Source organism: Neobacillus sp. PS3-12, assembly GCF_030915385.1.
Classification (GTDB): Bacteria; Bacillota; Bacilli; order Bacillales; family Cytobacillaceae; genus JAEVLT01.
This window is the reverse complement of record NZ_CP133268.1, coordinates 295,749-315,769: the sequence shown is the minus strand read 5'-3', so window position 1 is coordinate 315,769 and position 20,021 is coordinate 295,749. Positions and strand designations below refer to the sequence as shown.

Below are 20,021 nucleotides of genomic sequence, written 5' to 3'. Positions count from 1 at the left end.
GACTGTCTAATCACAAATGCAAAATATTTGATATAGAAAAGATACGATCCATCATCAAGGCTTTTTTAAGTCTATTTGTCTTTGATTGATTATTACTTTTTCATATTCTTCTTCAGTTGTAAATTTGAATAAAAGTTTCATCAACGATTCCCTGGAAAAATAGGCTGCAAGTAATTTATCTGTTTTATAAAATCGATTGGCTAAAGAAAAATTGGAAGGCGGATGACTTAAGGATTTTACTTTTTCTTTGGCCTCAGTTATTCTATTTAGTTCCTCATTATTGAAATGATATCTGTTTAATTTTTCGAGACGGGACTGTAAAGCAAAGGACTCTAATAGTACGTTATCCTTGAAATATCCCCAGTCATCCCCTAAATCACTTGGAACATGAAAGATCAGCATGTCATCATAGATCCTAAATTTAATTCTCCTATATTGTGGATTGAGTTCACAGGTTTCTTTAATGTTTTCACGTAATTGGGAAAAAATATTCATAGATTCTTTATAGATCCATTCAAATAGTTCCTCATTATTTTCAGTTTCTGGTTGTGGAATAGGGGGAAAACTTAAATGACCTTTCCGCTTTTTATGTGTAAACTTTCGCATTGTTGAATGTAAAGGGTTCTTACCTTCGTCTCGGACATATCCAACTTCATCTACTGCCGTTTTAATCGCATCCAAATTTTCCTTTCCGATTTTATCCGTTTCTTGAAAGTCTGCTACTACCTTAATTACTTTACCTCCAAATTTCAATACCTTAGAAAAAGCCAATTCTCATCCCACCTTTTTTAATAGTATCAACCTGAAAAATAAAGAATCTTGCTTCCTATGATTATTAGATAAAATATGGAGAATTCCTTCCGTTTTCAGAAAAAGGCGACTATATAGGTAAGAGAGTGGCCAATCATAGGACCTCATACCATTTTTTGTAGAAGATAAATTTTTAAATCTGAGACTTTGGTTGTATGTAAATACTGTAGGATATACACCTGGGAAAAACGAGCTTATTAATGTATGTGAAAAGAACTGATCCGATTAAAAAGGTCAGTATCTGTTCACATTAATGACACATTTTTTCAAAAAATTTAATTATTATTTCGACATAAATAGCAAGTTTTATTGTTTTTCTTTTTCCAAGCCTATTTCATAGGTTATATTTACAGTAAATTTTGTTAATTCTAGTAAAAAAAAGTCGGTAATTATATCTGATTAAAATAATTTTGTTTGCTAAAATAGAAAACACAATAGTAATGTTGAATGATGGTGAAACCTGATTGGAGGGCTTACAATGAAATTCAAAGTAAGTTTTTGGAGAAGATTAACTAAGAACCAGAAGTTAAGATTACTAAAGCAAAAAGCACATTTATAATGGACTGATCTTTCATAAACCTTGGCTAATTGCCGATTAAATTATACCTATATAGTTATAGCTGTAGTGCAATCAAGTAATATATGATAGTGGTTAATCTCTCTAAGTTTTAAGTGTCACCTAATTGAGAAAAGTCGGTTACGCAATCTCGTAACCGACTATTTTTATGGTTACCAACGGCGGAATCCATTATAATAATGATTATTAAAAGTTTAATTGAAAAAACCATGTCTTTTTAGGGATCCAGTAAACATCAAAAATCGGAAAATTACTCAAAGGGTGCTAGCAATGAATCTTAATAATTTTCAAGAGTTAATAGATGATGTGATTTTAAAACGTGGCAAGGACTACTTTAAAAAAGGTCATGTAGAAAAGATTGAAGAAATTGGGTCAAACCATTATATAGTGGGGGTAGAAGGCTCAGAGAACTACACGGTTGAAATTATCATAGATAATCATAAAAATATTATGGAGACAAGTTGCGACTGTCCTTATGACTTTGGAGAGTATTGTAAACACCAAGTTGCAGCTTTTTTTGCCTTGGAAAATGATGTCGTCAGCGAAAGCAAAAGGCCGAAACAATTAAAGGAAAAGAAGCTCAATTTGCCAACCCTCCTTTCCAATTTTTCAAAAGAGAAACTTCAAAATATCATTATTGATCTTTCACAGGAATATCCGGAAATTGAAAAGCGACTGCTCTTTCAATATGCTCCTGTAAAGAATGAAATGGCCGAAGGCAAAAAGTTGATCAAAGACTATATTCGTAAAGCTACATCTCGTGGTTTTATCGCATGGAATCGGGTTAGTGATGCTCTAATTGGGGTTTATATGACCCTTGAAAAAGCACGTGAAAGGGTTGAAACAGGCGAGACGGAAAACGCTGTTTCACTCTGCCTTCTCGCTCAATCTTCCGTAATGGATATGTTAGGATTTTGTGATGATTCCAACGGAGAAGTAAGCATGGTTATGAATGAAAGTTTCGATATCATCAATGATGTCGTTTTGAGTCATGTGCATCAATTGGACGAGCATCAGCAGCAGAAGCTTTATGAAATCATCATGAAAGAAGCTCTCGGTCAACGCTATGAAGACTGGACAGATTGGAAGCTGAATCTTTTCCAATCCTGTGTATATTTAGCTTTTAATCCTATCATCAGACAAAAGCTAGAAACAGAGCTTGCCCGGATGATCGAAAGTTCCAAAAAAGATGATTCCTGGAGTACAGGTTATTTGATGGGAGAGGTCAAACTGCTTCAACTTGAGCTATTGGAACGTTTCGATGGGGAAGAAAAGGCACTTCAATTTATTCATGATAATATTCGCTATAGCGATTTTAGAGAAAAAGCGATTATTCATCAATTACGGAAAGAAAATTATCTGGAAGTTATTCGTCTCTGCACGGATGGGGAAGAAACGGATAAAAACTATCGTGGGCTCGTTCATAAATGGAAGCAATACAGGCTGCAAGGATATGAAGGATTGGGCGACAAGGAAAGCCAGCGGAAACTGCTGCTCGATTTTGTTCTTGAAAATGAATTTAATTATTATAGTAAATTGAAAGAACGATACACTTCAGCTGAATGGCCGACTGTCTTACAAACAATTCTACAAAGTTTTGAAAACAGAAAGCATGTACCTTCAACTTATGTAGAAATACTAAAAACAGAGAATCTTTCAGAAAAACTGCTTAAATATTGCAGCATGGAGCCATCATCGATCCAAAGCCTTTACTCTTATCTCATAAACAATTACCAAGATGAGGTAAATGCCATTTTTAAAACATATATTGAAATAGCTTCCGAACGGGCAAATGACAGAAAAAAATACAAACAAGTATGTTCGATCATAAAAATATATAAGAAGGCCTTTGACAACAGCAGTGCACTTAAACTAGTGAATGAATTAAAAGAAAAGAACAAAAAAAGGCCAGCGTTTCTTGACGAACTTGAAAAATTTGAAAGAACATTTAAATAGATTTTGGGCATTGTGCCAGGCATTTTTATATTTGGCTCTACCCTGAAAACCCTCCTTTCGGCTAAAAAGGGAGGGGGGGGGGTCAAGTAATGGGTTCTCTTGATGGGGAGTTTTGTAAAAAAAACACAGTATTTCGCATCTATTTCGGTAATTAAATCCACTCCAAAAATAACATTATTTTAAAAAGAAAAGAGCATCATTGGATGCTCTTTTCTATTCATCTATTTTCTTCATCATACGCCAAGAATAAATCTTGCAAATCACCATTTTATGATTCTTTACCCTCTATAAACTTAATTTCAATTTCGCTGAATGTTGATTTCACTGTGTTTGAAAAATAAACAGTATAATTCCGTTTAAATTGGGAAATACCTATATTTCCTTAAAAATAAAGGGGATTTTTCCATTTATATTTACCAAATCTTTGGATTTTGTCTTATTTTAGAGCAGTTAATCGGAATTCTCCGCTTATATCTACTTCTTAAGCTTCCTCTATATACATTAGACGGAAATTCTCCACCTATGAATTTTCATACACGTAAATAAATAATGAATAATTAACAGAGCTTTAAACTGAAAAATAGCACAATTTTAACAGTAGGTTTAGACAATAAAATCGCACCTCAATCAGCAAGAACATAAATCATTGTACATTATTTTTCTAATACTGGAACCTCCGCAATTTTTCGCATAAAAACCTTGAAAACAGCTTTATATCAATGAAAATAGACCATTTTTACTGGTTAAAGAAATTTAATTCCGCTGAAATTCCTGATTCCAGGAGTTTAAAAGATTCAAAGTGGCTATCTATTGATGTTGATGATCAGGTCGTTGGAAATACTAACTTACTTGTGAAAGTAGGAGAAGTTACCATTGAAGTAAAGCCTGGATATGATCCAGTACTATTTCTTGATGTTGTAAGGAAGCTCAAATCCTTATGCTAATTGAAGCTGCCGTGGATCGTGTCTACCTCGCTCGAGGTAGCACAGATTTACGAAAATCTATTGATTGCTTAGCTGTTCTCGTAAAAGAAGAATTTGATTTGGATCCTCTAGCGAAAAAACTCATCCAGATCAACTAGAACTTTTCAATGAAGTTGAAAAAGAAGCAAATCTTGATCTGCCTGAACTTACTTTAGACTCCATCTCTTATCAACGACGCCGTAAAAAACCTAGTCATCGTGAAATTATGTTAGAAAACCTGCCTGTGGAAACGATTGAATATCGTTTATCCTCTGAGGAATAGGATTTTTCGTGTTGCGGTGGAGCATAACATGAAATGAGTACGGAAGTACGCCAAGAACTAAAATTTATTCCTGTGGAATAGAAAGTAGTGAAACATGTTCGCTATGTTTACTCTTGTCGCCAAGCCTGTCATTTCAGGAAGTCTATCGTCACCTTCTATTATGGCGTATATCATAAACTCAAAAATATGTGGAAGGACTGCCTTTATATCGCCAGGAAAAACAATTTAATCGGATGTGGCTCGCTTTGTCTCGACAAACAATTGCCAATTGGATGATCCTGGGGGTAGACCGGTGGTTGAATGTGCTATATGATCGAATGCATCAACTTCTTTTGAAACTTGATATATTGCATGCCATTATATTGGGTTTTATTAGTATAACAGGAGTTTTGGAATTAGATTGGTGTCAAAACAATAAAATAAATAAGAAAAGCCCCTCTAGAGCAAGGAGGGCACTGAAAAACTTACGTTTTTTATTTTTAATATGTATTACCCATTTTAATTCTTGTTCAACAAACGCACCCGTAACTTGAGTAGATTCCTTCACAATCCCATCTCTTTATAATATGTGTGTTTTCTTGAATTTCTTACTGATAACGCATCGATAGTATGAATTATTGTTCACTGCAGAAAATCGTAAAGATAACGAAAAAAACGATTGAATTTATAACTCATAAAGGCATGAGAGATCCCATGCCTTTATGAGTTATTTCCTTAAATGATAAGGAACTGCTGTAATAACAACATCTTTATGTCTATATAACCATAATCGAATCAACAGAGCAGTTTGATTGTGCAGCAAATTATGCCACCACTTTTTAGCAATAAATTGAGGCTGGTGCAGCAACCATACAAAGATTAATCTATCCTGCGTGTTTCTCTTAAAGAGAGCGACAATTTGTGGTGTACCTGGTCGTTGTGTATCAGTCTACCATGAAAATTAAATTCTGAAAGTAGGTAAAAAATACTAAAGAAGACGCAGCTCAAAGTATGGTTGATTTAACTCTTTTTATATGAAATAATATATATATATCTAAATATTCTAAATATATTTAATAATTATATAATAATTACATTTAGCATTTTGGAGGTTCAGTATGACAAAAATATTGGTTAGCAGGTTTGATAACATTTTTAGTATAGAAAAAAAACTTGAATCCATTTGGAAGCGCTTTCTTGCAGAGGGTATCGTACCAGAAGATCAACGTACCATCATATCTACCTCTTGGGAAAGATGCAAGGGGAATCAACTGAACCCTTTGATGAAAGAGACACAGATTATCTATTCAGACTGTTCTCTTGATGAAAAGAAGGAACAACATGAATACCTTCTTAGTATTGTTAAACCTTATATGGAAGAAATTTTCAATTATTTCTCTGAATACATGGCTGTCACACTGAGTGATCATAAAGGCGTGATATATGAGGGGATAGCCAACGATAATACATGGAAAAAACTCAAGAACCTCCGTTTTGAACCGGGGCAGATTGGAGCGAAGAAGTGGCTGGAACTAATGCCATTGGTACCGCACTTATAGAGGGAAGGCCTGTTCAGGTTTTTTCAGCAGAACACTACTGTCAAGGATGGCATCCTTGGATATGTTCAGCCGCTCCTATCCGTGATCCTTTTTCGAACCAAATCATTGGTGTGTTAAATATAACCGCAGAAAAAAGGATAGTCCAAGCACATAACATTTTTCTCGTAGATAATCAGGTAAAAAGAATCGAGCAAGCACTTGGATCGCGTTTGATGCAGCAAAATATCTTCTCCTTCGCATCTGTACTGGATAGCTTTCAGGACCCTTTTGTTATGTTTGACATGGATGGGCAAATTACACGGTACAATGAAGCAGCCCAGTATTTGCTACAGATCAGTACTGGACAATCCATATTTAAGTTTATTGCCCCTTCCATTAATCATCGGGATTTAATGGATATGTCTAAGAAAGGGTTGCATTCGGTTTTTAGGAAAAAAGATGGAAGTGAATGGCGCTTGTCCGTTAAGCCCTATCAGATGGGGACCCAAGTATTTGGCGGGATGGCCATTTTTCAGAAGATGGGTAGCCACAATAGGGTGTCGGCTCGGCAAAAGGAAAATGGGACGAGATACCGGTTTGACCATCTTCTGACCAAGAATCTTGATATGATACGGTTGACAAAATTGGCCCAAAAGGCTTCTTTTAGTGATAAAACCGTTTTAATCACTGGAGAAACAGGAACCGGAAAGGAGGTTTTGGCCCAGTCTATTCACTGCCATGGTTCAAGGCAGCGGGGAGTATTTGTTGGTGTTAACTGCGGGGCTATTCCGAAGGAATTGCTGGCTAGTGAATTGTTCGGTTACGAAGGTGGGGCGTTCACAGGGGCGAAATCACAAGGTAAAAAGGGAAAGTTTCTTTTGGCTGATAAAGGAACCATATTTCTTGATGAAATCGGAGAACTTCCAATGGATGCTCAAGTCTACCTGCTTCGAGTACTAGAAGAGCGGGTGATAACTCGAGTTGGGGGATCAGAGTCAATCCCGATTGATGTCAGGATCATCGCTGCTACACATAAGGATTTAAAACAAGAGATTAAAAATGGAAATTTCCGAGAAGACCTCTTCCATCGCTTGAATGTGATTCCCTTGTCGGTTCCACCGCTAAGAGAGCGAAAGGAAGACATTCCTTTGTTGGTATCTTCCTTTTTTCAGGACGAATGGGAAGAAGAGGTAAGCCCACATGTTGTGGAAGAGGTTTGGAAGATATTTAATACCTACTCGTGGCCTGGAAATATCAGACAATTAAAAAATGTCGTCGATCAAGCTCTATTCCGTTCAGAGGATGGAATTATTCGAAAAGAACACCTTCCTAAGGAAATGTTATCGGAGATAAATTCACCTCCCCCAGTCAACGAGGTTATTGTGACTAGTAAATGGACAGGGGTGAGAAGGAAGAATCTAAACAGGGATATATTGATTGAAGTGTTACAGAACACTAATGGAAGTGTAGCGGAAACCGCAAAACTTCTCAATGTTTCCCGTATGACCATATATCGGAAACTAAAGGAGCTTCAATTAGATTAGCGGAAAGAACAGATAATTTTTATTTCCATTCTTGTCGTAACAATATTCACATGTGTAACACGTTGTTAATATTTGTGACATTTGTGACATTTGTGACATGCATAAAAATCAAATACTTATCATTGAAGGGAAAAAGGTGTTTGTTCCACCTTTTTCCCTTTTTTTCTACGGAGGAATAATTAGCAAATGAATAGAAGTGGATTATTTCAATTTCTCCTCGCATATTCCCGAGAATGCTAACGGAACTCCTAACTTTCCTTCGGAAACTTCCATCCAAGTAATTATACCAAATTAGGTGTTCATTTCCTTAATATGCCGGTTATTCCGCCGTAGTTTATTTCGCATCCTCAATTTTTTCTTAGTATTGGCATAATTCATGCATAAATTAAAGTATCGAAACGAAAAAAGGGGGAATCAAGACCGTAAGCATAAAGTTGGTTCATTCCAACTAAAGCAGGAAGAACTTATTCACTGCAAATGGGCACAAAGGTTATGGGAATTTAGTAATGGGGATTACAGCTGAAAATTTGGCTGAAAAATATTCGATTGCACAGACAGAACAGGATGAATTTGCTTTACGGAACCAAGAAATGCCAAACGCGCCATTACTTCCGTGTTGTTTGAAGAGCAAATTGTACCTATTGAAATAAAGATAAAAAAAGGTGTTGTGGAATTCAAAGTAGACGAGCACCCGAGGGAAACAAATATGGAAGCGTTATCTAAGCTAAAACCAGTGTTTAAAGAAAACGGTACCGTTACGGCTGGGAATTCCAGTGGACGTAATGATGGCGCAGGAGTAGTTTTGCTAATGAAGGGTATTGCAACTTGGGGTTGTCAGTTGATGTCGTGAAATCTCTTATTAAAAACGCAAAAGCAATTATAGCACAGGTTAATAATGAGCTTCCGTACACATATGGAGACACTCTGGTACATGTTTCTGAGATTGATCATTTTGTGGTATCGAATCGCCCATTACTCACAATTCCAAGTGAATCACCCTCAGAACTGGAAATGAAAATAGGCAGCTTCGTAGCAGAGCTTATTCCTGATAAAGCCACGATTCAAGTGGAGCTTGGAAAGATTGCCGATAGCGTTTTATCGTTGAAAGGATTTTAAGGGATTTGTAGTTGGAAAAAAGGAAGAAAAAATGGGTCTACGCGGTTCCCATACCTGTGAAATCTTTTTTGAAAATTGTGAAGTTCCAATAGAAAATGTACTCGGATCAGAAGGTTTAGGTTATGTTAACGCATTAAAAATTCTCGCTAACGGCCGTGCAGGACTAGCTACTAGCAGCCCGTAACTTGGGATCTCCCCAAAAATTATTAGAGTAATCTATCAAATATGCTCATGAGCGTGAACAGTTCGGAAAACCAATCTTTGAACAACAAATTATTCGGCACTATTTAGCAAAGATAGCAGTAGATGTCGAAACATTGCGTTCGGTTACGTACCGTGTAGCGCCTGGATGGTGGATCAAGGAATGAACGTGATTAAAGAAGCATCCATGGCTAAACTGCTTGGATCAGAGGTTTTCAATCATGTTTGCAGACAAAGCCGTCCAAATTCACGGGGGGATTGGTAATATGAGAGAGTACGATCGAAAGGTATTATCCTGATGCCAGAATAACGAAAATTTATGAAGGAACATCAGAAATTTAGAAAAATATTATTTCTGCACAGCTTCATAAAGAATATTTAAAAACTACGCCAACTGTAAATACCTAATATTTTAATAGGAAGAGAGAATTTATGTTTTAATTTGTTCGGAAAAATGGGAGGTAACAAATATGCTCATTACAATGACAGAGTTCTATATGAATTTACCTGATAACAAATGTTCCAAGTGCGGAATGGAATTTAAAGAACAACATGAATGTTATGTCAATACGTGTAATGAGTGTTTAGAAATCCTTAATCCAAAATCTAATAAAAAGCCGGAGGAAGTAATTAAATCCCGATATCGTCTCCACCAAAAAAACGGAATGTTTATCTTACAAAAATTAGCTTGACCCATACTCTCGGTGGGACACCAATTGCAATGTGTATCTTTCATTTCAAATTGTAGAAAAAATTAATTTATTAAAAAAGTATTAAAAGGAGTGGAGAATTTGATTAATACATTACAAGAAAAAATCGGGATAACTCTGGAAAACTATATGTTTAAAGTTGAATCAGGAAAAATAAGGGAGTTAGCACTGGCAATTGGGGATTTGAAAGATGAATATTTAAATGGGAAAAAAATATTACCGACTTTCCCCACTGTCATTGATTTTTGGGATGGGGGAAAATCCACCATGGAACTACTGAGTTTAAACAAGAAAAAGGTACTCCATGGAGAGCAAGAATATGAATATCTAATAGAAATAAAACCCGGTGATTTGATAACAGTACAAAGTGTATTAGAAAATGCGTTCACTAAAGCCTCCATGGATTTCTTTGTAGTTAAAAGAGAATATTTTAACGAAAAGGGTGAAAAGGTATTAATTTCACGTTCAACTGTAATTGAACGACACTAGGAGGATCAAGATGAATATCGGTTTTCGATTTGAACCAATCAAAAAAGAAAAAATTACTCATACACAATTAGTTAGATACGCTGGAGCATCGGGGGATTTTAATCCAATTCATACGGTTGTGCCATTTGCGGAAGAAGCGGGCCTTGGCGGAGTCATAGCACATGGCATGCTGATTATGGGATTTATTGGGGAAGCTATCGGTCAATGGTTTTCAATTGACGATTTAGTCAAGTTTTCTGTTCGATTTAAAGCGATGACAAAACCAGGGGAACAGATAACGGTTAGAGGAAGCGTTGTCGATAAACTTACAGATCGCTTGGTTTGTGAAGCGGAAGCTATTAATGAAAGTGGAGAAGTGAAAGTAAAAGGTCTTTTTGAAATTAAAATCGCATAAAGGCATCTTTAAAACACTTAAAGTTCCAGAATCATAAAGGCTGATCTATTTGCCCATTTTTTACATTAGTGACTAATGGGTAGGGGATGGGCTTATTTAAATAAAAAAAGAAGAGTTTAAGAGTGTAACTGTTTACTAGTTACTAACAAAAAATTTGTCTTTGGATTCGTTATGAGATTCCATTAATGATAAATTCTAAAAGGAGAGTTAGGATGAGTACTTTACAAATTCTGAATATACTTCTATTCCTATTAGTTACAGGCTATGCTGTTTACTTATTTGCAGCCCTGGTTAAAACCCGCTATCGGTATATCAAGTTGGGAAAAAGGGCTGAATTTAATCGAACAGCAAAACAGAGAATCGATGCCATTCTCATAAATGTATTGGGACAAAAAAAGCTCTTGAAGGATAAAAAGAGCGGAACCATGCATGTTATGTATTTCTATGGATTCTTGCTTGTTCAATTCGGAGCGATTGATCTCATTTGGAGAGGACTTGCCCTGGGATCCCATCTTCCACTGGGTTCCATTTATCCATATTTCACTTTCTTTCAGGAAATTGTTGTCTTCATGATTTTATTCGCGACAGCATGGGGCTTCTACCGACGTTACATTGAAAAACTTGTTCGTTTAAAACGTGGATTTAAAGCTGGGCTTGTTTATTTTTTTCTTACTGGACTTATGTTATGTACGTTATTGGCTAATGGGATGGACCTAATTTGGTTCGGGGATGAACCTAGTTGGGCGGAACCAATTGCTTCGCTAGTTTCCATCGTATTTAACTGGCTGCCGCAAAGTGTTGCCGGTGCCCTATTCTTTGTCTTTTGGTGGGGACATCTTTTATTTTTACTAGGGTTTTTAGTGTATGTACCACAAGGAAAGCATGCTCATTTAATTGCTGGGATTGCAAACGTTTGGTTAGGCCGTACCCATAAAGTCGGCAAACTAACGACGATTAATTTCGAAGATGAATCACAGGAAACTTTTGGTGTTAGTAAAATAGAAGATTTTAACCAAAAACAGCTGTTAGATCTATATGCCTGTGTAGAGTGTGGACGATGCACCAATATGTGCCCGGCAACGAGAACAGGAAAAATGCTCTCACCAAAGGATTTAATTTTAAAATTGAGAGATCATTTAACGGAAAAAGGTGCCGCTGTTACCTCTAGAACGCCGTGGATGCCAGCATTTGCTTTTAACCATACAAGAGGGAACCAACTAGCATTAGCGAGCAGAATGGCCGGTGCACAAGAAGCAGCCGCCTCAATCGAAAATGTTAGTTTAATTGGTGATGTAATTACCGAAGAAGAAATATGGGCGTGTACGACATGCCGGAACTGTGAAGATCAATGCCCTGTGATGAACGAGCATGTGGATAAAATCATTGATTTGCGCCGTTACCTTGTTCTGACAGAAGGAAGAATGAATCCAGATGCTCAGTGTGCGATTACCAATATTGAACGGCAGGGAAATCCATGGGGAATGAATCGTAAGGAACGGGCTAATTGGAGAGATGCGTTAGAAGATGTAAAGGTCCTGACCGTAAAAGAACTGAAAAAAGCAGAAGAAGAGTTTGAATACTTATTCTTTGTTGGATCCATGGGCTCCTATGATAACCGAAGCCGAAAAATTTCCCAATCCTTCGCCCGAGTGATGAACAAGGCCGAGTAAAGCTTGCGATCCTTGGTAATGAAGAAAAGAACTCCGGAGATACTCCGCACGCGGATTGGAAATGAGTTTTTATTCCAAGAGTTAGCAAATGCCAATATTGAAACCTTTAAAAAGTATGGTGTTAAGAAAATTGTAACGATCGATCCCCATGCTTTTAACACACTAAAAAATGAGTATCCTGAGTTTGGTTTAGAAGCAGAAGTTTATCACCATACCGAACTGTTGGCAAAATTAATTAAAGAAGGAAAATTATCTCCAAAGAATCATGTGGATGAAACGATTACGTACCACGATTCCTGTTATTTAGGGAGGTACAACAATGTGTATGATGCGCCTCGTGAAATCTTAAAATCCATCCCCGGGGTCAAACTTAAAGAACCCGAACGGAAACGTGAAACTGCCATGTGCTGTGGTGCCGGCGGGGGACTTATGTGGATGGAGGAAAATACCGGTACCCGCATCAATGTGGCAAGAACAGAGCAGCTTCTTGAAACGAATGGAACGATGATTAGTACAGGCTGTCCATATTGTTTAACGATGATCAGCGATGGAATGAAAGCAAAGGAAGTTGAAGATAAAGTTCAAACATTAGATGTGGTGGAAATCCTTGAAAAATCGTTAATTTAAAAGAACAAGGTACTTTTAATAGTAAATAGTATGTTTGTGGTTTCTTAAAGAAAGGTGATAGTTTATGATTTCCTCCCTAACTTTCGAAAAGGATAATGGTAATTTCTATTCAGACAGGGGATTTGTTTCTTGAAATCACGCAATCATAAGGGAGGCTTCTCCACCATAGTAAGTTTGTTAATCTCGATTCACAAAGACTAGGAATTTAAGAGAACTTTTTAAATCACAATTTTAATATTACTTTTCATAATGTAAATCCAATAATCAATGAACGTTAGACGTTAGGTACGGTAATTTCGTGTATATAATTAAGAACGGAGGCCTTTCTGTGAGTGAGTATGAAGAAATTTTGATGTGTAAAACTTCTTTTATTCTTGGAAAAGATACTAGCCAGATTAAGCTAAACGATATTATTGAGGAATTGGTTAAAGTTATTGAGGATAACTACCAGAACCAGTGGCTAAGAAATTGGGAAAAGATTGTTACTCCCCCCTCCTTTTAGAAAAATAAGAAACTAAAGAGTCTTTAGGAGATAGATAATATCTGGTAAATTATCGATTTTGTAAACTACTTACGTTACCATAAAGAAATCAGCAGTAAGGGTATAAGGTGGTGTGTTCGCAAGCAAGGAACTAACCACTGCCTACAAAAAAATAATGAAATTACTAAAAAATTGCGAGCCGGGAAATTGCTCCGAAAAATGGAGACTAAACTTTTAAGGAGGTTTGTGTGATGCTAATAAAACAAGTGGAGGTAAAATTAAAAACAGGGCTTCAGGCGCGTCCTGCTGCGCTTTTCGTTCAGGAAGCAAACCGCTTTTCTTCGGAAATTCTTCTTGAGAAAGACGGAAAAAAAGTAAATGCAAAAAGTATTATGGGACTAATGAGCCAGGCTGTAAGTCCAGGAACTGAAATCAACATTATTGCTGATGGTGATGATGAAGAAAATGCGATTTCTTTCCTTTCTGAATTTATACAAAAAGAAGGGTAATAAAAAGAGGATGCCGTAAAGGCAGTAGGTGAAAGTCTGAGTGGGGTTATTACCAAATCGGACAGGAGCGCATAAATCCTATTGCATTACGATCCCAAGGCTGGCCTCGTGTTATCAATACATTAACGGTGAATAGCTTATTATTTGGTTTTCAGGTAAAGAAAGAACAGATTGATGAAGAAATCGTAAGATTAGCCATAGAGGACAGCAGACTGTGATTAAGAGAGGAATCTTAGTTTTTGATCATCGGGATCAGGAGTGGAGAGTTTGGATTGGCCAAACATCCTTTTGGATTGACCAAGGTTACACATTTGAGTTGCGAATTCAAAATAGATATTTTACTGCCTACTTAGAGAAAGATTTAGATTGGTTCGTAACGCTGGAGAATGATACAATTTTCGTCCTTCATTCACAAGAAGTTTACAAGATCCGGATAAATATAAATGATTATATTCAGGTTGGAGCCCCTTTATAGGGGTTTTTATTTACTCTTCTCTATTATTCAACTGAAGTAATTTGAAAGAGATTTTGCACATTCTGAAATAAAGTAAAAAAATAAGCACATTATTTCAGATATTTTTCCGGATTAATGTGAAAAAGAGAGTCTGAAATAGTGTGCCCGTTTACACTACCATCATAAAATTCCTTATTACTACAAACATTGAACGCTTTATCCCCATATTTTTGATATCGGTTCACCCAATCTAGAATCGTTTGATGGCTACCAATACCATATTTCTTTGCTAATAATTTTGATCCTCCTCCCCCTGACAAATACTCTAAAACAACTTTTTCCCTAAATTCATTTGAAAATTTAACCATACATAAAAAAACCCCTAAGAGTCCAACTTAGGGGGTTCACTTCACTGCTAATGCTTCTTTATCGTTATTCAAGCAGCTGTTGGAACGGGTTATTTTCTTACTATGACTAACGATTATCTACCGAGAACGAATAACGATTTGGACCGATTTTTTCCATAGTATAAAGAAGATACACCGACGAATGCAGGTTTACTTCGCTAAAATGAATACATATGACGATCTGGTGGGTATGTTGTGTTAGTTGAAAATGCTATAGAACAGGAGAATATTATATCCTGTTTAACCAGTTCAGCAACATCTATAGCCGAGGTAGAACAAAAATGGATATGTTAATTATTAACTAGTATCTTTTTAGCCTCATATATTACGGATCTAGATATTAACACCTTTTCTCATGGGCAAAACGATGAAAACTAGTTCCCCCATTCAATAACGTACCCACATCATTGTCCCTAAGCTTTTCTAAGTACAGATTGGTATACTCTTTTTAAAATGTTCAGGTCTCTCCTGCCTTTACTTATGGGTGCGATACCTTTTAGTGTGAATACATAGAATATTAGACTGGAAGTGGATCAATTGGTTATTTAGTTATGTCACATTAGTAAAAATTTTCACATGTGTAACATTTTTATTTAACATTTGTCACATTTGTCACTTACCTACGAATGAATACCTTATGGTTTATAGAAGGAAGCGAGTGATTGATTAAGCTTTATTCCCGATTTACCTTATTTCATCTCTATTTCCCCTTTAGATTCGAGGTTGGCACGATTTTTGCAATATAAAAGAGCATAGACGGCCATAAGGGGGGATCAGGAGATAGTAAGCACCAAACTCATTCAGTCCAAGAAAACCAGGTAAGGAAAGGAGAATTAAATGTGGGTCTATTAATTAACATCGACAATGGCGGAACCTTCACAGATGTTTGTGTTATAGATGAGGAACAAGTTTTCCGCACTAAGACATTGACAACACCATTTGATTTAACCAAATGTTTTATTGAAGTTTTGAAAGCGGGTTCAAAGGAATTGTATGGTCAAGAAAACCTGCAAAAACTGTTGGGAGAAACGGACTATATCCGTTATTCCACAACAGCAGGAACCAATGCTATTGTACAGAAAAAAGGATCTCGTCTAGGCTTGATTTTGCGTGAGGGTGTGGATCCAAATTTCCTTTTGGAAGGTATGGAAGAAAAGGAAATGTTCTCAGCCATGGTAGAAGACCGATTCGCGGGAATCAATGTAAACGAAGAGCAAAGCAAATTGGAATTAAAGGTAGTGGAGACGATAAACCGTTTGTTATCTCAAGGAGCCAACCGTCTTGTCGTTAGTATAGGCGGGCCTACCATGGTGGAAGATGAGACGAGGATTCGCAATATAATACTGCGCAAGTATCCTCGTCACTTGTTGGGAGCGGTTCCTGTTCTTTTCTCCCATGAAATTATAGAAGATCAGGATGACGCAAAAAGGACATGGGGAGCCCTGATCAACTCTTTCCTACATCCTGGAATGGAACGATTCCTCTATAATGCAGAAAATGTTTTGCGCGAGTATCGTACCAAAAATCCTCTGCTCATTTTCCATAATGATGGAAATTCAGCGCGGGTGGCCAAAACCACTGCTATCAAAACATATGGATCGGGTCCACGAGGGGGAATGGAGGGGACTAAGGCACTTGCAGCACATTATAAAATCCCAGCCCTGTTAACCCTTGATATAGGGGGAACCACATCGGATATCGGTCTTGTTAAAGAGGAGAATATTCTTGAAAAAATTCATGGAGAAATTGAAGGAATTCCAACCTCCTTCCGATTGAGTGATTTGATCAGTGTTGGTGCGGGAGGAAGCTCTATTTTCCGCGTGGAGAACGGGAAAGTGATTGTCGGACCGGAGAGCGTTGGGGCAGCACCAGGCCCTGCTTGTTTTGGACGAGGAGGCCAGCAACCAACCATTACGGACGCCTATCTTTTAATGGGAATTCTGGACTCTCGCACCTATCTCGGTGGAAGCATGATGCTGGACGAATCCAGAGCAAGTGCTGCTATCGAGGAAAAAATCGCTGAACCGCTTGGGGTAAGCCTGAATGAGGCCTTACTTGCCATGGAAAAAGCGTACGAACAAAAAATTGCCGAAGGTCTTGCCATTTATCAGGATCAAGCAGATAAAGCCACTCTACTTGCCTTTGGTGGTGCAGGACCAATGAGTGCGTGTGGAGTTGCGGGTGCAGCAAAAATGGATGACATAGTAGTTCCCCGATTGGCAGCAATATTTAGCGCTTTTGGTATTAGCTTTAGTGATATTGCTCATGAATACCAGGCGAGTTTGAAAGAGTTGAATCAGGAAACACTCTTAGAAAAAATTAATCAATTAAAAAATCGGGCAGAACGGGATATGTTTTCAGAGGGCTTTAACATTTCCGAGTGTCAGGTTGAAACCTATCTCAGTTTAGACCGAAGAGGTGAAGTAGAAGTTATTCGGCTAGCTGAAAACGGAGAGCTTCCAAAAGGATTTGAGGGGATTAATGGACAGGTCAATTTAAAGGTAATCAAACCGATAGCTCACTATAACTTAGAAAAGAAAATAGCTCTTACGGAAGTTAAACCAAAACCGGCTCGCCACCAACGGATTCTGCAACCATATGGTGAGTGGAAGGATGTCCCGGTTTACAGATTTGAAGATATGGCTCCCGGTGCAATGGGATCCTGGACCAGCATTAATTGAAGACCAACTCTTCAGTTGCCGTGTATTGGAAGGGTGGACATTTAACATAAATGAAAACAAAGACATATTTATGCGCGATGAGAGGAGGTAGCCTGAATGAAGATAGAGATGACTGAATATTTAGAAATCAACTTAGAAGATGAAACGTGGTGCTGCCGAAAGTGTAATCATGTAATCGGATCGGCACGAAGCAACTACAAGGAAGGATTGCTGGTACATGCAAGGGATCCACGGGAAATTCACCGTCCGATTTTGGACACAGATTTGTATGAATATACGTTTGCACCGGATCCTACTTGGGTACAGATTGTGGAGTATTATTGCCCAGAGTGTGCAACCATGGTGGAAGTCGATTATTTACCGCCAGGGCATCCGCCGCTTCATGACATGGAATTTGACATTGATGCCATGAAAAAACGGTATCTGGTAAAGAGAAGGGGGTAAGGAAATGAAGCGAATAAGTGTAGATATCGGAGGAACCTTTACTGATTGTTTTCTTGTCTGGGATGACCACTATTTGGAGACCAAGGCATTGACTACACACCATAATTTAGCTATGGGATTTATGGATGCACTAGAACAAGGCTCCCGTAAGCTTGATCTCGATGTAAGGGACGTGCTCTCTCAGGTGGACTCCGTCCGTTATGCAACCACATTGGGAACCAATGCATTGATCGAGCGGAAAGGTCCAGCGGTAGGACTTCTAATTACAGCAGGGTACGAGCATTCAGTTCCGTTAAGTCGCGGACGCGGATATGGAGAGGGTATTGCGCCACTGGAGCAGCAAGATCTCGCTGCTGCAAGACGTCCAGAACCGTTGGTACCAATCCGGATGATCGCTGGGGTCCGTGAGCGGGTCGACTTTAAAGGGAAGGTGGTCATGCCCCTTGATGAAGAGCAGTTGCGCCGTCAAATTCGTTTACTGGTTGACCGTGGTGCACAAGCATTTGTGGTCAATCTCCTGAATTCGGTTGTCAATCCAGTTCATGAAAAAAGAGTCGAGGAAATTATTATTGAAGAATATCCATCTCATATGCTGGGATCCATGCCGGTCATCCTTTCCCATCAGGTAGTTGGACGCAAGGGAGAATACGGTCGAGCCAATTCTGTTATCCTTGATGCCTATTTACATGGCCAGATGTATCATGCGCTAAGTTCATTGGAAATGACATTAAAGGAATACGGTTACACCAAGCCAATGCTCGTGGTACACAATACTGGCGGGATGGCCCAGTTGAATTCAACCCATGCACTCCAGACGATTCACTCGGGTCCAACTTCAGGAATTAATGCCACCGAGTATGTAGCAGAACAATTTAATACCGGTAAATTAATCGCCATGGACATCGGTGGAACGAGCTGCGATATCGGTTTGGCCGTGGGCGGCGGAATTCGCTTCTATGATTTCAACCCGACGATTGATAGATGGTTGGTCAATCATCCTATGTTACATCTAAAAATTATAGGAGCAGGCGGAGGATCGATCGCCCGCTATGACCAGATGTTTAATACGATTGAGGTGGGGCCGCAAAGTGCGGGATCTGATCCAGGGCCAGCCTGCTATGACCGTGGGGGAGTAAATCCAACGGTGACCGATGCCGATCTCATATTAGGTTATCTAGATCCGGATTATTATGCGGAAGGAAGCATTAAACTGAATCGGAAACGTGCAGAATTTGCAATTCGTGAGAATATCTGTGATGAACTCGACATTTCCATTGTGGAGGCAGCTCTCCAAATCAAGCAGAAGGTAGATAGCAACATGGCCTTCGCCATCGCCCAGGAACTTGGAGTAAAAGGATATAATCCGAAAAATTTTACCCTCTTGGCCTATGGAGGAAACGGACCTTTGCATAGTTGTGGGATTGCCAATGAACTAGATATTGAGCGGATTTTTGTCCCTCCATTCAGCCCGATTTTCTCGGCACTTGGAGCGGGGATTATGAACCAACTTCATATTCACGAAAAGAATGTGTTTCTAAATATCTATGATTCTAACAACCGGAGGCTTTTCAGCGACTATGATGCCTTTAATTCGATAGTCGTTGAACTAGAAGGTGCTGGAAGGGAGGATCTGATGCGTCAGGGCAAGCTGGAAAAAGATATTCAATTCCGCTTGGAGCTTGATATGCGCTATGGAAATCAGCTTACCGAGACATCAGTGATTTGTCCAACTAACCGGATTACAAATGTAGAAGATGTGTTTACCCTGATTGCTGCTTTTAGTAATAACTATGGTGAGCGGTTTGGAGAAGGAAGCCAATCTCCAGAAGCCGGAATCCGTATCAACACGATTCGAGTGATATCCTATGTTGAACTTGAATCCATTCAATTTGAAAAAGAACTACAGGAAAATGGTAATCAAGCAGTACCTGTTAGAGAGCGCAACTGTTACTTTGTAGGCTTTGAGAATCCGATGTTGACTAAAGTTTACGAAGCGGATGCTATCCCGGTCGGTTCTGTGATTGAAGGTCCAGCTTTGGTCGAATCCCCGCGCACGTCTTACTTGATTGAGCCGGGTTGGAAGTTGACGATGGGTTCTCAGAGATCTGCCTGGATCACTCGAAATTCAAGCAAACTTCAAGCCGAGTATGAACTAGATACGGTTGCTAGTAGTAAACGATAAAGGGAGT

17 protein-coding genes and 4 pseudogenes are annotated in these 20,021 nt (G+C 38.3%); 19 read left to right on the top strand and 2 right to left on the bottom strand.

Annotation, left to right across the window (positions count from 1 at the left end; translation table 11 throughout):
* Positions 1-54: 54 nt before the first annotated feature.
* Entirely contained in the window at positions 55-771 is a 717-nt protein-coding gene (locus RCG17_RS01690) for a hypothetical protein (protein WP_308173567.1), read from the bottom strand.
* An 886-nt stretch (positions 772-1,657) separates the two neighbouring features.
* Between RCG17_RS01690 and RCG17_RS01685 the strand changes: the two genes are divergently transcribed.
* The 16 genes and pseudogenes from RCG17_RS01685 to RCG17_RS01615 all read left to right on the top strand — a co-directional run bounded on the left by RCG17_RS01685 (position 1,658) and on the right by RCG17_RS01615 (position 14,321).
* Positions 1,658-3,343, top strand: a complete 1,686-nt coding sequence (locus RCG17_RS01685) for an SWIM zinc finger family protein (protein ID WP_308173566.1) — start codon at positions 1,658-1,660, stop codon at positions 3,341-3,343.
* Between the two features lie 719 nt (positions 3,344-4,062).
* Positions 4,063-4,287, top strand: coding sequence for a hypothetical protein (locus tag RCG17_RS01680; protein WP_308173565.1), 225 nt, complete (start codon positions 4,063-4,065; stop codon positions 4,285-4,287).
* Positions 4,281-4,424 (top strand): IS66 family insertion sequence element accessory protein TnpB, encoded by a 144-nt coding sequence (tnpB, locus tag RCG17_RS28220; RefSeq protein ID WP_374120890.1) that lies wholly within the window; start codon positions 4,281-4,283, stop codon positions 4,422-4,424. Before RCG17_RS01680 ends, tnpB begins: the two co-directional genes overlap by 7 nt.
* A pseudogene (locus tag RCG17_RS01675) lies at positions 4,385-4,944 on the top strand (transposase); the annotation flags it as partial. The gene tnpB and the pseudogene RCG17_RS01675, both read left to right, overlap by 40 nt.
* A 741-nt stretch (positions 4,945-5,685) precedes the next feature.
* On the top strand, positions 5,686-6,126 hold the full coding sequence (locus tag RCG17_RS01670) for a hypothetical protein (protein WP_308173564.1): 441 nt from the start codon (positions 5,686-5,688) through the stop codon (positions 6,124-6,126).
* Positions 6,090-7,649 carry a sigma-54-dependent Fis family transcriptional regulator gene (locus tag RCG17_RS01665; RefSeq protein ID WP_308173563.1) on the top strand — a complete coding sequence of 520 codons (1,560 nt, stop codon included), beginning with the start codon at positions 6,090-6,092 and terminating at the stop codon, positions 7,647-7,649. Before RCG17_RS01670 ends, RCG17_RS01665 begins: the two co-directional genes overlap by 37 nt.
* A 491-nt stretch (positions 7,650-8,140) precedes the next feature.
* Positions 8,141-8,460, top strand: a pseudogene (locus RCG17_RS01660) (acetyl-CoA C-acyltransferase); the annotation flags it as partial.
* Positions 8,461-8,495: 35 nt separating this feature from the next.
* The gene (locus RCG17_RS01655) at positions 8,496-8,765 is read left to right on the top strand and encodes a hypothetical protein (RefSeq protein WP_308175744.1); all 270 of its coding nucleotides are present in this window, start codon (positions 8,496-8,498) and stop codon (positions 8,763-8,765) included.
* Positions 8,755-9,308 (top strand): annotated as a pseudogene (locus tag RCG17_RS01650) (acyl-CoA dehydrogenase family protein); the annotation flags it as partial. The gene RCG17_RS01655 and the pseudogene RCG17_RS01650, both read left to right, overlap by 11 nt.
* A gap of 128 nt (positions 9,309-9,436) precedes the next feature.
* Positions 9,437-9,658: a protein YhfH gene (yhfH, locus tag RCG17_RS28215; RefSeq protein ID WP_374120889.1), complete on the top strand. Its 222-nt coding sequence runs from the start codon at positions 9,437-9,439 to the stop codon at positions 9,656-9,658.
* A gap of 99 nt (positions 9,659-9,757) precedes the next feature.
* Entirely contained in the window at positions 9,758-10,165 is a 408-nt protein-coding gene (locus RCG17_RS01640) for an FAS1-like dehydratase domain-containing protein (RefSeq protein ID WP_308173562.1), read from the top strand.
* A 10-nt stretch (positions 10,166-10,175) separates the two neighbouring features.
* Positions 10,176-10,559 carry a MaoC/PaaZ C-terminal domain-containing protein gene (locus RCG17_RS01635; RefSeq protein WP_308173561.1) on the top strand — a complete coding sequence of 128 codons (384 nt, stop codon included), beginning with the start codon at positions 10,176-10,178 and terminating at the stop codon, positions 10,557-10,559.
* A gap of 212 nt (positions 10,560-10,771) precedes the next feature.
* Positions 10,772-12,856 (top strand): annotated as a pseudogene (locus RCG17_RS01630) (heterodisulfide reductase-related iron-sulfur binding cluster).
* A 328-nt stretch (positions 12,857-13,184) separates the two neighbouring features.
* A complete protein-coding gene (locus tag RCG17_RS01625; RefSeq protein WP_308173560.1) occupies positions 13,185-13,358 on the top strand; it encodes a hypothetical protein in 174 nt (57 codons plus the stop codon).
* Between the two features lie 230 nt (positions 13,359-13,588).
* A complete protein-coding gene (locus RCG17_RS01620) occupies positions 13,589-13,846 on the top strand; it encodes an HPr family phosphocarrier protein (protein WP_308173559.1) in 258 nt (85 codons plus the stop codon).
* A gap of 214 nt (positions 13,847-14,060) precedes the next feature.
* Positions 14,061-14,321, top strand: a complete 261-nt coding sequence (locus tag RCG17_RS01615; protein ID WP_308173558.1) for a DUF5348 domain-containing protein — start codon at positions 14,061-14,063, stop codon at positions 14,319-14,321.
* A gap of 89 nt (positions 14,322-14,410) precedes the next feature.
* On the opposite strand, the gene RCG17_RS01610 is transcribed toward RCG17_RS01615, so the two are convergent.
* Positions 14,411-14,668, bottom strand: a complete 258-nt coding sequence (locus tag RCG17_RS01610) for a helix-turn-helix domain-containing protein (protein WP_308173557.1) — start codon at positions 14,666-14,668, stop codon at positions 14,411-14,413.
* Between the two features lie 878 nt (positions 14,669-15,546).
* On the opposite strand from RCG17_RS01610, the gene RCG17_RS01605 reads away from it, so the two are divergent.
* The 3 genes from RCG17_RS01605 to RCG17_RS01595 all read left to right on the top strand — a co-directional run bounded on the left by RCG17_RS01605 (position 15,547) and on the right by RCG17_RS01595 (position 20,014).
* On the top strand, positions 15,547-17,388 hold the full coding sequence (locus RCG17_RS01605) for a hydantoinase/oxoprolinase family protein (RefSeq protein ID WP_308173556.1): 1,842 nt from the start codon (positions 15,547-15,549) through the stop codon (positions 17,386-17,388).
* Between the two features lie 96 nt (positions 17,389-17,484).
* Positions 17,485-17,832 carry an acetone carboxylase subunit gamma gene (locus tag RCG17_RS01600; protein ID WP_308173555.1) on the top strand — a complete coding sequence of 116 codons (348 nt, stop codon included), beginning with the start codon at positions 17,485-17,487 and terminating at the stop codon, positions 17,830-17,832.
* 4 nt (positions 17,833-17,836) lie between these two features.
* Positions 17,837-20,014: a hydantoinase/oxoprolinase family protein gene (locus RCG17_RS01595; protein WP_308173554.1), complete on the top strand. Its 2,178-nt coding sequence runs from the start codon at positions 17,837-17,839 to the stop codon at positions 20,012-20,014.
* The last annotated feature ends 7 nt before the right edge of the window (positions 20,015-20,021 follow it).

Bases quoted from the DNA above. Each gene is read 5' to 3' on its own strand.
- RCG17_RS01685 (WP_308173566.1), top strand. From the start codon at position 1,658: ATGAATCTTAATAATTTTCAAGAGTTAATAGATGATGTGATTTTAAAA.
- RCG17_RS01680 (WP_308173565.1), top strand. From the start codon at position 4,063: ATGAAAATAGACCATTTTTACTGGTTAAAGAAATTTAATTCCGCTGAA.
- tnpB (WP_374120890.1), top strand. From the start codon at position 4,281: ATGCTAATTGAAGCTGCCGTGGATCGTGTCTACCTCGCTCGAGGTAGC.
- RCG17_RS01670 (WP_308173564.1), top strand. From the start codon at position 5,686: ATGACAAAAATATTGGTTAGCAGGTTTGATAACATTTTTAGTATAGAA.
- yhfH (WP_374120889.1), top strand. From the start codon at position 9,437: ATGCTCATTACAATGACAGAGTTCTATATGAATTTACCTGATAACAAA.
- RCG17_RS01635 (WP_308173561.1), top strand. From the start codon at position 10,176: ATGAATATCGGTTTTCGATTTGAACCAATCAAAAAAGAAAAAATTACT.
- RCG17_RS01620 (WP_308173559.1), top strand. From the start codon at position 13,589: ATGCTAATAAAACAAGTGGAGGTAAAATTAAAAACAGGGCTTCAGGCG.
- RCG17_RS01610 (WP_308173557.1), bottom strand. From the start codon at position 14,668: ATGGTTAAATTTTCAAATGAATTTAGGGAAAAAGTTGTTTTAGAGTAT.
- RCG17_RS01600 (WP_308173555.1), top strand. From the start codon at position 17,485: ATGAAGATAGAGATGACTGAATATTTAGAAATCAACTTAGAAGATGAA.
- RCG17_RS01595 (WP_308173554.1), top strand. From the start codon at position 17,837: ATGAAGCGAATAAGTGTAGATATCGGAGGAACCTTTACTGATTGTTTT.